This window comes from Microcoleus sp. BM001215392 (assembly GCF_036700185.1).
Classification (GTDB): domain Bacteria; phylum Cyanobacteriota; class Cyanobacteriia; order Cyanobacteriales; family Microcoleaceae; genus Microcoleus.
The window spans coordinates 1-13941 of sequence record NZ_JAUBOJ010000179.1; the positions used below are offsets into that span (position 1 = coordinate 1).

Consider the following 13941-nt stretch of genomic DNA (forward strand, 5'->3'; position numbering starts at 1 on the left):
AGCTCGACAATCACAGACAAGTCTACTCCGGCTCGTGCAGCAGCATCGGCCGCCGATAGATTCTGATTTCTTACTAACGCTAAAAATTGTCGCACGCTGTAGACTACTGGGTCGTTGGCTGCTGTGTAGCCTCTTTGAATGGCAATCAGCAATCCTTTTTCAACATCTGATGCAGAGGGTGCGCGACCTCTATCAACGTTCACAGTCGGCGACATTCTTGGGGTGACGGGAGCGATGCGAATTCCTAAGTGTTCTGGTTCTTTGTTGGTAGGAACTATGTTGAAGTTGTAAAGTCGCTGTTTCCCTTTTGAATCTATAGTTTTGATTGAAAGGTTAGTGATGGTAGCTGTGGTAGCTCCCGGAAAATTGAGCGCTTGAATGGGACGCAAGAAAACAGTTTTGGCTTGGCCGCTTGCCAACTGTGCATCGGTGCTGAAAACTATTTTTGAGGGGTCGGCAATTAAAACGTAGGCGAGAGCTTCGTCGGTTGAGCTGAAGTCGATCGCACTTGCGCGGCCGGGATAGACTAAAATATCGATCGCACTATTGACGGCAATATCTCGACCTACAGTTTGATAGCCTGTTACTCTTGATTGAGCAAAAGCACAGTCGGGGTAGCTCGCAGCGGCGAACACTGCTGCAAGGATTGACAAACTGAGAGTTTTAATTCTTGGGAAAAGCATTGTAGCATTCATAATTGTTATCGGCAGATATTGAGAAAGCTATTCAATTTTGGTTGCACCGGAATGATGGGAATGGGGAATGGGGAGTTGGGAATGATGGAGAATCATTGACCTCAACTTTAGAATTCCGATGATAACGGATTTGATATCGTGCATTGATTACACTCCTGAGCGGGCTGAGTAAAACCATCCACTCCCTACTCCCCACTCCCCCTGAACGACGGCTCGGTTATCGGTAAATGTTGAGAAAGCTGTTAACAGTAATAGAAACCGGGGTTCCTTTATTAACCACAGCTACATTAGGGCGGTTTAAAAGTTCTTCAGTTGCTCTATCGGAGCGGCTTTCCATCCGTTTTGCTAAGGGGCTGAAGAAGCCATCGAGGACGGCTGACCAAATTTGGGGGTCTCGACTTTCAACGGTGGTTGTACTGCTCCCAAACCTACCGCTCATACTGCTAGAACTCCTGACTTTAGGCTCTGCGAACACTTGACCGACTCGTCCAACTCCCGACAGCACTGCGGTGAGGATATCCTGTCCGGCAACATCGGAACCTGGGTCGAAGTAGCCTGAAGCAATCAACGGCCCTCCGCCCTCTCCTGCAATCAAAATTGCGCCTTCTGGAATGGGCTGCTGTTTAATCTGACCGGAACTATCAGAGTAGACGAGCGCCACAGCACTAGCTTGTACCATGCGATTGGTTTTGCTGACGGTGCTGGCTTTGGCAATGACAACCGTGCCCGCAGGAAAAGCAATAGAGCCGTCAGTTGCCGTGAAGTCGGCTGTGAGAGTGACGGCAAATTTGTCGTAAAGCTGTTTGCCTGAGCCTTCATCCCACAGCAGGGGAACCGAAACTACGCCGTTGACTGTGGTTCCAAGGGGAACCTGAGCTGTTTGGGGCGTGCGGTTGAGAATGCCTTTCACCCCTGGAGAGTTGACTTGTTCTGCGGTTGGGGAATTGGTTAAGGCTTCTGCTTCTGGAGCAGTTTCTGGGGAAAGGGTTTGAAATTCTGTATCAGGCAAGGACGTTCGGCGAGCGCTCAGTCGAGCCTCCGTCTCGATTGGGCTATCGGTAGAATCGGAACTTGTTTGGGGTGAAAGGGCAGCCGGAGTTAATTGGTTAGTCGAGTTTTGGGAGTTATCAGTGGTTTCGAGGCTGTCCTCTCCTGCGGGAAACTCCGGGTGTAGCCTTTCCCCGGTGGCGTTATTTGGGCGGTTATAAAATTCTTGTGGGATTTGTTCCAAAGAAACGTATGAGGGTTGCAACTTTTGGTTGCCGATATTGACTGTTAGGAATTCACTTGTTGGAGTTGGGTTCGTACTAGCGGCGGCGGTAGCACTTGTTGTCGCTGGAGTGCTTGGTGTTGCACTCACGGCATTCGCTATTCGGTTAGGGTCAAAATTCCCCCTGATTTGTCCGAGTTGGGCGAGTTGGTTCCACCGCTCAAACGGGTCGATTTTTTCTTCTCTTGGAGTTGGAATTAAAGGTGGGGGTACTAACGGTTTGAGTATGGGGGCCGGTGCGGGTGTTCTTGAGGGTACTCTTTGAGGTATGGGTGCGGGTAGTGTTACCGTCCGCACTACTGTTCTGGGTGCGGGTAGGGGTTCGCGTAGAGGAGTAGGTGGCGGTGCAGCGCTCCGGGTAGCGACTAGACGCGGAGTTCGCGGAGTTCGCGGGGCTCTTGACGGTTTGGGCGACGGTTCTGTTTTGGGTTTTGCGGTTTTTTGCGGTTTTGAGGCTAACAGTTTTTGTTGGTCTTGGTAAGCTAATTTAGCCAGCAACTCCGGTTTTTCATCTTTAATGGTGGGAGAAGAGCTTTCTTTTGGTGTTGATTGTGCGATCGGTTCGCGAGGTGATTTAGGCTTGATAAATTGCCAAATCAGCAGTCCTAGCAATAGTATTCCCCCAGTCAACAGCAGCATTGTCACTGCTCTAGGAACGCCTCTTTCGGAAACAGGCGGCGGCAGTGGTCTTTCCTCATCTTGAGCGAGTTGATATTGAGTTTCAAGTGTTAGGGGTGCATTGGGGTCAAAGTTAGCAATGAAGTTCTCGTCAATGTCATCGTCAGAAGGGGAAGGATTTGGAGAAGGGGAAATAGGGAAATTGATGTTGCCGTCATCATTGTTTAGGGTAGATTCACTTGATGCACTTGCATGATTCATATTGGCTGTAGTGGTGAACTTACTATTATCAGGACTGGTATTAATTGAATTGTGGGTTGATATATTTGTTTGGTTAGTCATGGCTTTATGATGAATTGAATGTGTTGTGTTTAACCGTACAAGAAAAAGAAAAACTAGAATACTTCAAGCAAAGGGATGGAACATACTAAATGTTTAATTTATTTAGTTTTTACGGAAGGTTTTTAAATTTACCGACTTGCCGGTTCGTCCCCTCTCCATGTCTCTTTCCTCTTCTATGGTTTGAATTCGACTATTCGGGAAATTTCTAATCCGGCTGCTCTCAAAGAGTGAATAGTCTTCTCTAATTCATTAGCGTTTTCTTTGAGAGGGGATTTGGGAATTTCTACGGCTTTGACGGTGAAGGTTCGATTAAACTGTTCTCGGCTTTCTCCAATGCCTTGTTCCAGCACGACGCGAGTAGCAATTACATCTATTTCCCAAACTCCTCTTTTTATTTCTCTCGGTTCTGAGATGTGAGAGATATAGACTCCAGAGCGGGTTTTTCCTGAATAGATGGTGTTGGGAACGAGTTGGGCGAGTTCGACAAGGGAAGCTTTACCAAACTCTGATTCCATCATCAACGAACCCATCCAAGCAGTTGTAGGAACTTTGGCACTGCCTTTAACTTTAATGCCGGGGTCTGGATCATTTGTGCCAGGAATTTTGCCTGACCAAGCCCAGGTTAAATTGACCCAACTGGATACGAAAGTTTGGATGATTTTTGGCTCTCTGTACAGTTCATCTTGTTCTGCAATTCGGGCTGCGGTTCCGTCTTTTAACTGGACAAAGGTAACTTTTCTTTGAGATAAGGCTCTCAAACTGACTGTATTCACTAAAACAGCAATTTTCAGGAGGAAAACAAAGCTTGTTAGCAGGACAAAGCATAAGGCTAAGGTGTTTTTAGATTCAGGGAGTAAGGGTTGAGACTGTGGAAATTTCATGGTTTTATTGGAGGGGGAAGGGGAAGGGGAAAGTTAAGAGAAGGGGAGGGGGAGGGGGGAGAGAGGGAGGAAAAACAAGTTATTATTAGCTTTTATCGCTACTAATTAGTGCTAGTTTTGATTCAACTCAAAAAAGCAAAAATCTATGCTTCCTTCCCCTTCCCCTAGATCAGTTTTCCGGCAATAACGCCGATCGCGTTACTGGCAATATCTGTAAGTTGTTTGGTGCTATTGGCGATCGCACTGTACAAAGCAGTTCCTCCACCCTTGGCAATTAACACGGCAAGAATGGGAGAAAACACAGCTAAAAAGAATAAAAAGGCGATATCTGTAACTAACTCTGCATCGGATTTGACAATCACTACAGCGACTAAGCCAACGACGATGTTGTAGCCCAATTGCACTCCAAATAAGGACATAAATCCTATTAGCCAAGCCCAGATTGGTTTTCCTTGCAGCGGCAGTAGCGACAAGCCCATTGCAATCGGTCCGAATAGAGCTGTTAGTAACAATGCTGCTTCTAAAATATTGACAAATGCCCACTGTACCGATCTAAGAATTAAGCGAATGATGGGCAAGACAGTAGACCTAAAAACTTGCCCTGCAAAATCGCCATTTCCTATATCCTGAAGATTGGCAACATTGCCTAAATTTTCCACAAATCGCTGCAAGCTTTTGAGAGGTCCTCCATTTTGCTGTTCGGCTGCCTGAAGGATTTGTTGAGCTGGCTGTTGTTTGCTGTTCCAGCATTCCACTAAAGCTGATCCAACTTTGCCCTGACATTCGCTGTAGAGTTTCTCAATCTCTTCTTTTCCAGCACTGGTGAGGTTAACGTCGCTCAGGGCAGTTCTGAAGGTCATTTCTCCGACTTGAATTTTCATAATTTCTTGAACTTGAGTGCTGCCTACAGCTTTGATGAATTTGATGCTCTCAGCTAAGACTTTACCGTTGTTGCTGAGAAATACTACAATTACGAGTGGCCAGATAAACATGGCTACTAGCTCTGACCAAGACTGTTTTTCGATGATTTCTTTGCCACTGGTGACAGCGAGGTAAGTAACAGATATTCCCGCCAGAATTAGTCCGAGCTTAACTAAGGCAATCCAGAGAGAAGATTCTTGAGTATTGAAGGTGTTAAACCAAACTAAATTCCAGGATTCGATGGTTTTTTGAGAGACTTCTATGGCATCAGATAGAGTATCTAGGGCTTGTCCTGCTGTGCTAGTTTGGGCAATAAATTGTATTAGCATCGCGGTGTCTCCTTGTTGTAATTTCAGTCTTCGCTTGCCCCCAGGGTGATGCCTCCCGGCATTTGAAACAGTCCGGCTTGAGTAGAAGAAGCGGTAGCAGCCGCAGCATCCTGCCGTCTCTGGGCTGTGTTAATTTCGTTAAGTTCTTCAGCTTGTTGAGCGTTGAGAATGTTGGCAAAACTGCGATCGATTTGAGCTTGCTGGCCCTGCATGACTAAGGCACTTTGATTTTCTGCTGATAAGGCTGCTTGCTTAGCTGCGATCGCACTTTGTTGAGATATGTTTCTCATAATGTTCTGTGTGACATCTTGACCTTCTGAATCAGCACCCAATTCCATTGAATTTTGGCTCTCGCGATTAGTTTGCTCTACGTTCTGCTGGACAATTTCTTTCATCTGAGCTTGCTTTTGTTGAGCTTCTTTACTGAGAGTGGCTTTATTGGCTTCACTGACAGCACTTTCTCTTTCTGCGAGTTCTGCGGTATTCTCTTTGAGGCTGTAAGAATCTTGCGGTCTCTTCTCTAAAGCAGCGGATAGTTTTGTCCCTTCGCTTTCGGAGGTGTTGCCGTCCATTATGCTTTTAACTGCTTCTTTTAGGTCTGGAACTTTCAATTCTCCCAGGAATGAAGAGAGGGTTGACTCTATTTCACTGCTAAATTTTTCTACTTTGTTTAACAAATTGTCCCAGATGCCTGAGATGCCGTCGGAGATGGTGGAGATGGTATCTGAAATTTCGCCTGTTATGCCGCTAATTGTGTTTTCTATACCTCCTATTTCTTTCGGGTTGCTCAAGAAGTTATTAGCAGATTGTTGGATTTGGCTTTCTATTTGTTGATTGGGAACTGTGAAGCTGGAGCGGTTGAAAGTGCTGCTGTTAGGATTGTTTGAGGTGAGAAGCTGTGTTGCAGTCGGATTGCTGTCAGAGGTTTGAGCTTTTGCTTCAACAGAATTTAGTATTAAGCTCAGCCAAATTGCAGGAATACTGAGGGCAAGTTTGACAATAAATTTCGGTGATTTCATCGGTTTTTCTCCGTCTAGCTAGCAATAAGGTCTTGAGGGGATTTGTGTCCATTGATATCAGTGACTGCATTCTTGCCAATATTGGTTAATGAACGTCCTTCTTTAACGGCTTGTACATATTCAGAGGCAAATTGTTTGAGTGCTAGCAATTGCCCTTTTAACGTATTGGGATATTGAGCCATAACTCGCGCACGAGCCATCAATTCAGCTTGATTGTTAGCCACACTTGCTAATATCATTTCGCCTGGATAGTATCGGCTTTGCCAGAAACGACCTCCTTTTTCAATTAGCCAATTGGAATAAAGGTCGGCAGCTCTGGGAAGGAAAGCTTCTGTGGCATTTTGGCTAATAATTTCAGCCGGATATGCCAAACGTTTGATCCAAGAAGTGGCTCCGTTTGATGTCAATCTTCCGGTAATTCGATACACCATGTTTTGCATAATCATAGTTCCCGCACTACAATCGCAAATACTGTCGATATCTTGGGATAGCAAGAGCACTGAAATGCCATTCTTTCTACCCACTGCACAGAGTTCGCCTACTACTTCAGCAAATCCATCTTTTTTAAACAAAATCGAAAGTTCGTCTCCGATAAATAGGCTTTTAGGGTGAGAAAGTGCGTTGCGGATGCAAGCAGCGTGGGCGTTAATGGCCATTAAATACTGGTCTTGTTCGTTACCCAAACCGCTAAGGGCAAAAAACTTAACAGCGGGTTCGGGTGAAAATGTACTCGGTCTGCCAATTGCTTTCCCTAAAGGTGAGGCTAGTAATGCGTTGCATTGAGTGATAATTTGGTTGATGGCAATGCGGTCGAAGTCGGTAAAGTTTGGCAGATTTAGTTGCTCTTTTGTGCAGAATTTTAGGAGGTTTGTGAGGGTTGGCATTTCTTGCCAAGCGGTCGATTTCCAGCCTTTTTCAAAAGCCGTATTGTAGCGCTCGATAATTTCTGGGTCTTCCAGAAATTTTTTCAGAGTTAGCAGCAAAATGGCATCGACTCGCTGCGCTAGTTTTGGGTCGTGAACTTTGCCCATGCTGATAATAGTCAGCGCTTTTCTGATAAACTCTTTCCATTGGTCTAGTCGGCGCGATCGTTCTTCTCTATCAAAACGCCTCAAATCGGGTATTTCGAGTAGATTTGAGCTGCCGGAGGTGATGTCGTAGTAAGCACCTTCGTCTCCTAACAGTTTCACTGCTGTCTCAAAGGTGCTGCCGCTTCCTGCTGAGATGTCCATACCGACTACTGGGATATTAGCGGCTAAAGCATCGACCGCAAATCGCCATCCTACAACGCTTTTACCGCAACCGGATTCACCTGTAATAACGGCGCGGCTGGTTTGGTTGTGCATGAGGTCAACGTACACGGGTTTGCCGCCTTTGGTGATGAATTCAACTCCTTTTGAGTCGATGTCCCTTACAGCAGTTAAGGGCAAAATACCGGGGACAGTTTCGGTGTCTAAGGTGAGGCGGCGTTCGTTAATTAGCGAACTGCTGTGCAACAGCCAGCTTACAGTAATGGGCAAAGTTTCTAGCCACAGTTGCCAAGCAATATTGCGCTCTATTAATACTTTGGCAGAGCCGAAGCTGTGGGAGAGCATTTGGCAAGCGTGTGTTAGTTGCTCCGGCGTTGGTCGGTAAACTAAGAAGGTGACAGCAGCGTGAATTGCTCTTGCACCTTTGTACATTTTTTTCTGGGCTTCAAAGGATTCTTCCTGTTTGACTTCTGCTCCTACATCGCGACCTTGACCTTTTTCTAAAGCGCGTTTTTTGGCAGTTTTAGATTGTTTAGCTTGCCTTGCTAAGTTGTCTTGAATAATAAAGTTGGGAGCGGCGCTAATTTCGACAACGGCTTCAGTGTCGCGGACGTAGCTGTTGCTCATAATTTTCCAGAGCCATTGCAGTTGCTCTCTAGTATTGAGCCAGCCGCCGGGGCCCTCTTCCATTGTTAGCACGCCGCATTCTGCGTTTCTACCGGGAAGCAAAATGCGTGAGCTAGCTTTTCTGTGTTCCGGGCAGCTCGAACGGCCGCTCATACCTTCAATTAAAATGGTGCAGGCGTGTTTGTGACTGTTGATGGTTTCGGTTAATTTGTAGTCCGACGCGGTTTCTTTTAAGGTGAGAAGTTGGGGGATAGGGGGTACGGGTGCGCTGTTGAATTTTTGCCACAGCCAGCCCCACAGTGCTTGGGCATTCATGGGTTGAATTTCCAGTCCGATTTTGGTGTTTAGCAAGAGTTCCCACCGGATATAGCCTTGCTCGAAAGCATCAAGCAGCAGTTGTTTGTAAAAGCGTTCAGAGTAAATGCGCTGGTTGCCTGTAAATTGTGCAGCAACGCTGTTGGCTGTGTTGACAATTCCATTGATGAATTTACTCAGAGGGTCATTGGATTTGGAGCCAGATTGAGCGTTGAATGTCCAAGTGCAGAAAATAGTTTGGTTCCACATTTGTCTGGTGCCTGCTAAGTTGAGTTCTTGAATGCGTTTCTGTTCGTTACGAACGAGTACAGAAATGGGTTTGAGGTGACAGTTGTCAGCCAATTCAGTTAACTGTTGCTGGCGAAGGCAATCGCTGCTGTAGCAGCCGGTGTGAAAGGTCATTTTTTCGCCTGGGGCAATGTCTTTTAGCCCCTCTTCTAAGGCGGTAGCTGCGTTGTTTACTTCATGGCGGTAGAGGATGTTGTGAAAGCCAGCCGTCTCGAATCCGAATACAATTTGGTATTGACTGCCTTCATTCAGTAAGTAACCAGAAACTTCTCGACCATCCTTTTTGATAGTGACTAAACACAGGAGGTTTTGGTAGTTTTGGAAGGGCATAAGTCGGCTGTTACCTCCTTGTTGATTGGGAGCAAGTTTTGGTTTAAGTTTGACTCGCACTTGTGAATCGCTGATTCGGTGGCGAATCGGGTTTGGTCGGTGTTCGGGAAGGGGAGAAAGGTATAAAAGATTGCCGTTGTACCACTCGTTCCCTGGCGGAGGTCTAAACCTGTCTACAAAAAGGTGAGGTTTGTTACCTGTCAGGAGCCACCAGCTTACAATTAGCCAGAAAGTAGTGGTGAAAAACCAAGGCATTCCTAAGCTGAATAAGCCGTTGGTGAGGATGTAGGAAATTACGGTGATTAGCATCCAGGGAATTAGCTGTTCCGCTGGAATAATACCGATGCTGGCTTGTTTGCCAATAATTTTATTGACGGAAATAAAGTCTTTATCTGGGTCTTTAAGCATGGTAATAGGGGAGGGGGAGAGGGAGAGGGGATAATAGAAAGTGGAGTTAAGAAATTAGAGTTTGAAATGAACAGAAAACCAATTCAATCCCACCGAGATTTAGAAGTGTATCAACTTGCATTAGATGTGGCTATGCAGATTTTTGAACTCTCTAAAAAGTTTCCTGTTGAGAAACGATATTCATTGACCGATCAAATTCGTCGATCTTCGCCTTCTGTTTGTGCCAATTTGTCTGAGGCATGGCGTAAACGGCGTTATGAAGGAGCTTTGTATCCAAATTAAGTGATTCTGAAGCTGAAGCTGATGTTGAAGCCCTCTAGTTTTTATCGGGTTGTTGCAAGTTTTCAAACTTCTCCCCCTCTCCTCCTCTCCCACTCTCGCATTCCCCTCTTCCCTAAGCTCCACCTCCGCCACCGCCATTGCCAATGAAGAGGAAAGTTATTACGTCAATGGCAATTACAATGGCAAAAGCTAAGGCAACTTGGGTAACAATTGGTCGCCAGTCATTACCTTGTTGCGCTTGGTTGTAAGCAAAAAGAGACGCGGATGCTACTAACAAAAGAAAAGCACCACGAATGAGGTTAAAAATCAGTTCGATGACCTCGGGATCAATGGCTTCGCCTCCCGCTGAAGAGGCTCCTTCTGCTAGCTCTTTCATGAATTCTTCTAAGCCGGAGAGGAAGATGGCGTTGGCGGGGGAATCGAGCACGGAGCACAGTGCAGTGGAGGTGATGATGGCAGTGGTAATGTGCCAAAATCGAATTTTGCAGCCGATATATCGCTCTACAATTGGGATTGCTTTAGCGGTGTGCCACAAACTCAAAAAGACTATGCTGGAGCAGCCTAAAGTTGTTATTAGGAGCGGGTCGTGAAGGCTGAAGTAGATGAGTGAGGCTAGGCAAATGCCGAGGAAGGGAATGTCGCCCACTTGAATTTTCTGTTGTTTTAACCAGCGTAATAATGAGTTGCGATTTCGTTCAGTTCTTGTTTGCTCTAAGTAAGTAGCCATGTCACTATCTCGATAAAATTAGTGCTTTAATGCCAATTTAAGTTGCATCTAATGCCCGCAAAATCACCAAATACGGTGATTTTTGAGAGTGACAATGACCCCCTCCAAATGGAGGGTGCAAGTGAAAAAAGTTACAGCCCTTTTCATGAAGCGTGAGGTACACAGAGAGCGTAGGTAGGGACACGGCAGTGCCCATTGGTGTCAACTTAAGATGGAATCAAATTAACCAACAGCTTCAGGAGTTAGAACGTCAACGCCAATTAGAAGTGGAACGCCAAAAAATTTTGGAGGATAAGCAAATTGAGTATTAAGCTAAAACCAGCGACACTGACACCAGCTATTATCATTGAGCTAGAAAGGCAATTAACGAGACTTTTGTTAGCGCGATCGCATTCGTGGGTGCTGCGGCTTTTTGCGCCTCCCTATCTTTGACCGCATTACACCCCTTCCAAGCGCAAGAAATGCACTCGCCCTGATTGCTCTCCGGCGACAAGAGTTATCCCATCCGGTGCAATAGCACAAGCCTCAAGCGGGCTGTCCCCAGTGAAACTAGCAATAGTCTGACCGCTTTCCAGGTTCCACAATTTTAAGGTATTGTCAACAGAGGCAGAAACCGCGCATCGACCGTCTGGCATCACTGCTACCGCATTGATAAAATTAGTATGACCAGACAGGGTACGCAAGGTCTTTCCAGTATTCAGATCCCATAGTTTCAGGGTTTTGTCAGCAGAGGCTGAGATTGCCTGTCGCCTTTTAGGAATCAATGCTACTGCAAAAACTGGACCATTGTGACCGGAGAAGGTACGTAATGGCTTGCCGCTGCTAAGGCTCCACAGTGTTAGAGTCCCGTCCCATGAGGCAGAAATTGCTTGCCGTCCATCTGGCAATACTGCGGCTGCCATCACTGGACTAGCATGACCAGTAATGGTACGTAATAGCTTGCTGCTGTTGAGATTCCAAAGTTTCAGGGTGCGATCGATTGAAGCTGAAAGTGCCTGCTGACCATCTGGTAATGCAGCGACCCCAGTAACTCCGCTGACATGGCCTGACAGGGTACGCAATACCAAACCATTGTCTAAATTCCACAGTTTCAGTGTGAAGTCATCTGAAGCAGAAACTGCTCGCCGCTCATCTGGTAGCACCGCCACGGCACAGACTGCGTTGGTATGACCCAACAAAATCCGAATTTCTGCCCCGCTGTCCAAATCCCAGAGCTTTAGGGTGTTGTCCCACGAAGCAGAGATAGCCTGCCGTTTTTTCGGTAGTATCGCTACAGCTTTGACCCTATTCGTATGCAGCAAAGGACTGTACGAGCCTTTACTATTGTCAATGTTCCACAATTTCAGGGTGCCGTCATCTGAAGCCGAGATTACCCGTTTCCCGTCTGGCAACACCGCCACTGTTCTGACCCCTTGGGCATTGTCGGATAGGGTAAACTCTTCTGCTCCACTATCTAAATCCCAGACTTTTATGGTGTTGTCCCATGAGGCCGAGATTGCTCGTTTCCCGTCTGGCAGCACCGCCACGGTTCTGACTCCGGCAATATGACCAGATATGGTGTGCAATGCTGTGCCACTGCTTAGCTCCCACAGTTTCAGAATGCCGTCCCCGGCACCAGAAACCGCACGCTGACCGTCCGGTAGTAACGCAACTGTCGCAACCCCTCTGTTATGACCTGATAGAGTGCGTAATGCTGTGCCACTATCAAGCTCCCACAATTTCAAAGTGCAGTCATTTGCGCCTGAAATTACCTGCTGACCATTTAGTAGCACTCCTACCGCCATCACCCCATATTCTGGGTTATGCCCGGACAGGGTACGCAACTGCTCACCGCTGTTGAGATTCCACAGTTTCAGAGTCCCGTCTTTTGAAGCTGAGACTGCCTGACGTTTTTCTGGCAATACCGCTACTGCCATCACCCCATAAGCGTGACCTGACAGAGTGAGCAATTCCTTACCAGTGTTGAGATTCCACAATTTCAAAGTGCCATCGTCTGACGCTGAGATTGCCTGCAACTCATCTGGCAGCACTGCTACAGACATAACTGGTTCTGTATGTCCCGACAGGGTACGCACTACTTCTCCAGTGTTGAGATTCCATAGTTTCAAAGTACCATCATCTGACGCTGAAACGGCTTGCTGTCCGTCTGGAAACACTGCCACTGCGTTGACCCCACGTTGATGTCCCACCAGGGTACGCAGCAATCGCTCGCTCGGTTGCGCTAGGCTGGGCGTTAGCGGACGAAACCAGGGGGCAGCTTTCCACTGTTTAGCTTGCTCCAGCCACGCCTGAATCTGTGGTGCTTTGTATGAAAGCAAGCGACCCAGCATTTGTCCTGCTAGTTGCCTTTTATCTTGCTCCAGGATGTGAGCCGACAACCGCAGCGCACTTTGAATTATTCTCAGATTGTCACCCTTACTCTTAACCCACTCTCCAGAATTTAAGAGGTTAGGAGTGAAAGCCAAATCATAATCTTCAATCAGCAGTTGTGGCCCTAATTCAGAAATCTTAGCTTCAATGAAATCAAAATCTGTTAACAGGATGTACAGGCGATCTACTTGTACAGCGTCTGCCAGGAGCTTTGGTAGAGCCTTCAATTTATAAACCCGGCTACCTTGCGGTAGTTGCTTTAAGCGTTCTGCTAATTTACCCATCGCCGTACAACTCCTGCCAGTTACTATCTGCCATCAGAGTTTTTATGTTCTCAATTGTTATCCCTGCTGCCTTTACATCCTCACGGTTTTCGATAAACCGACGGTAACTATCGTGATAAAACCTGTAAAAGGTTTGCCCGTACATGATAGGGCTGTGTAAAAACTGTTTCCATCCCTTAAGTACGTATTGCACGTAAAATTCGGCCTCTTGTTCTCCCGTATATTTAATGATTTGAACAATGTCTTTATCTGGGATAAGCTCGGAAGTTTCTGATAGGATGTAAACAATTCTGAACTTGGCAATCGGTGGCGGGTCGGTGGTCATGCCCATGAGTCGCCAATGATCTTTGTAATAATTTTCTAGACCTTGGGGTAAGCTCTCAATGCTTGCATCTTGGTAAATTCCATCCTCAATTTCTACTAGCACACAGCGCAGATACATAAAGTTTTTTTCGCTCTTGTCGGCTAGTTGGGTGATGAAATCTTCGACTGTCAAGCTGTTAGCCTCAATCCACTGGCGCAGTGCCTCATGCTCATTAATGTGCTGCCGAATATAGGTTTGGACATCTTGTAAGCTACGGTCAGCATATTCCTTTGCCATCAGGTCAAACAGGTGCTTCGGCGTGTCCACCAAAAAGAGAAGATCGACCCCCCGCCGCCGTGAAATTACGAAGTAAACATTCTGGGGCAAGTAGCGGGGCAGGTATAGAATGTTGGCACTTTTGTCCTGGCTCTCCAAGTCAACCTCATCCAGCGCATCGACAACAATTACCAGTCGTTCTCCAGGCTTGAGTTGTTCGCTGACTTCAGACAGTAGTTTTTCCAAGAAAGCCTTGTTTTGATTGGCATCTGGCGGCAACTCCGAGTAGGGCAAGCGGTATTTTGCGATCAGTTGCGTGCAGACACTCTCTAGGAATTGGTTAGTGTGATTGTAAGGATTCAGGTCTGAGAAATAGGAACGAGCTCAGGCATAGCCAAGTCACAA

11 protein-coding genes are annotated in these 13941 nt (G+C 46.6%); 2 read left to right on the forward strand and 9 right to left on the reverse strand.

The window, feature by feature from the left end:
- From QT974_RS18920 to QT974_RS18945, 6 genes are all read right to left on the reverse strand, one after another.
- The coding region (locus QT974_RS18920; RefSeq protein WP_333469978.1) for a hypothetical protein at window positions 1–695 on the reverse strand (695 nt) is incomplete at its 3' end.
- Between the two features lie 217 nt (window positions 696–912).
- Window positions 913–2925: a hypothetical protein gene (locus QT974_RS18925; RefSeq protein ID WP_333469979.1), complete on the reverse strand. Its 2013-nt coding sequence runs from the start codon at window positions 2923–2925 to the stop codon at window positions 913–915.
- A 173-nt stretch (window positions 2926–3098) separates the two neighbouring features.
- Window positions 3099–3806, reverse strand: a complete 708-nt coding sequence (locus QT974_RS18930; protein ID WP_333469980.1) for a hypothetical protein — start codon at window positions 3804–3806, stop codon at window positions 3099–3101.
- A 164-nt stretch (window positions 3807–3970) separates the two neighbouring features.
- The gene (locus tag QT974_RS18935) at window positions 3971–5056 is read right to left on the reverse strand and encodes a hypothetical protein (protein ID WP_333469981.1); all 1086 of its coding nucleotides are present in this window, start codon (window positions 5054–5056) and stop codon (window positions 3971–3973) included.
- 23 nt (window positions 5057–5079) lie between these two features.
- Window positions 5080–6075, reverse strand: coding sequence for a hypothetical protein (locus QT974_RS18940; protein WP_333469982.1), 996 nt, complete (start codon window positions 6073–6075; stop codon window positions 5080–5082).
- A gap of 14 nt (window positions 6076–6089) precedes the next feature.
- Window positions 6090–9293 carry a hypothetical protein gene (locus QT974_RS18945; RefSeq protein WP_333469983.1) on the reverse strand — a complete coding sequence of 1068 codons (3204 nt, stop codon included), beginning with the start codon at window positions 9291–9293 and terminating at the stop codon, window positions 6090–6092.
- A 66-nt stretch (window positions 9294–9359) separates the two neighbouring features.
- Here QT974_RS18945 and QT974_RS18950 point away from each other — a divergent pair, with 66 nt between their 5' ends.
- Window positions 9360–9575 carry a four helix bundle protein gene (locus tag QT974_RS18950; RefSeq protein ID WP_333469984.1) on the forward strand — a complete coding sequence of 72 codons (216 nt, stop codon included), beginning with the start codon at window positions 9360–9362 and terminating at the stop codon, window positions 9573–9575.
- Window positions 9576–9687: 112 nt separating this feature from the next.
- Here QT974_RS18950 and QT974_RS18955 read toward each other — a convergent pair whose 3' ends face one another.
- A complete protein-coding gene (locus QT974_RS18955) occupies window positions 9688–10302 on the reverse strand; it encodes a hypothetical protein (protein WP_106331506.1) in 615 nt (204 codons plus the stop codon).
- A 188-nt stretch (window positions 10303–10490) separates the two neighbouring features.
- On the opposite strand from QT974_RS18955, the gene QT974_RS18960 reads away from it, so the two are divergent.
- Window positions 10491–10613 (forward strand): hypothetical protein, encoded by a 123-nt coding sequence (locus tag QT974_RS18960; RefSeq protein ID WP_333333954.1) that lies wholly within the window; start codon window positions 10491–10493, stop codon window positions 10611–10613.
- A 126-nt stretch (window positions 10614–10739) separates the two neighbouring features.
- On the opposite strand, the gene QT974_RS18965 is transcribed toward QT974_RS18960, so the two are convergent.
- Both QT974_RS18965 and QT974_RS18970 read right to left on the reverse strand, forming a co-directional pair.
- Window positions 10740–12956, reverse strand: coding sequence for a hypothetical protein (locus QT974_RS18965; protein WP_333469985.1), 2217 nt, complete (start codon window positions 12954–12956; stop codon window positions 10740–10742).
- Window positions 12949–13830, reverse strand: a complete 882-nt coding sequence (locus tag QT974_RS18970) for a hypothetical protein (RefSeq protein ID WP_333469986.1) — start codon at window positions 13828–13830, stop codon at window positions 12949–12951. Before QT974_RS18970 ends, QT974_RS18965 begins: the two co-directional genes overlap by 8 nt.
- Window positions 13831–13941: the final 111 nt, after the last annotated feature.

Excerpts from the sequence above, each read along its gene's own strand:
- QT974_RS18935 (WP_333469981.1), bottom strand. The coding sequence starts at position 5,056 with ATGCTAATACAATTTATTGCCCAAACTAGCACAGCAGGACAAGCCCTA.
- QT974_RS18930 (WP_333469980.1), bottom strand. The coding sequence starts at position 3,806 with ATGAAATTTCCACAGTCTCAACCCTTACTCCCTGAATCTAAAAACACC.
- QT974_RS18940 (WP_333469982.1), bottom strand. The coding sequence starts at position 6,075 with ATGAAATCACCGAAATTTATTGTCAAACTTGCCCTCAGTATTCCTGCA.
- QT974_RS18965 (WP_333469985.1), bottom strand. The coding sequence starts at position 12,956 with ATGGGTAAATTAGCAGAACGCTTAAAGCAACTACCGCAAGGTAGCCGG.
- QT974_RS18925 (WP_333469979.1), bottom strand. The coding sequence starts at position 2,925 with ATGACTAACCAAACAAATATATCAACCCACAATTCAATTAATACCAGT.
- QT974_RS18955 (WP_106331506.1), bottom strand. The coding sequence starts at position 10,302 with ATGGCTACTTACTTAGAGCAAACAAGAACTGAACGAAATCGCAACTCA.
- QT974_RS18945 (WP_333469983.1), bottom strand. The coding sequence starts at position 9,293 with ATGCTTAAAGACCCAGATAAAGACTTTATTTCCGTCAATAAAATTATT.
- QT974_RS18950 (WP_333469984.1), top strand. The coding sequence starts at position 9,360 with ATGAACAGAAAACCAATTCAATCCCACCGAGATTTAGAAGTGTATCAA.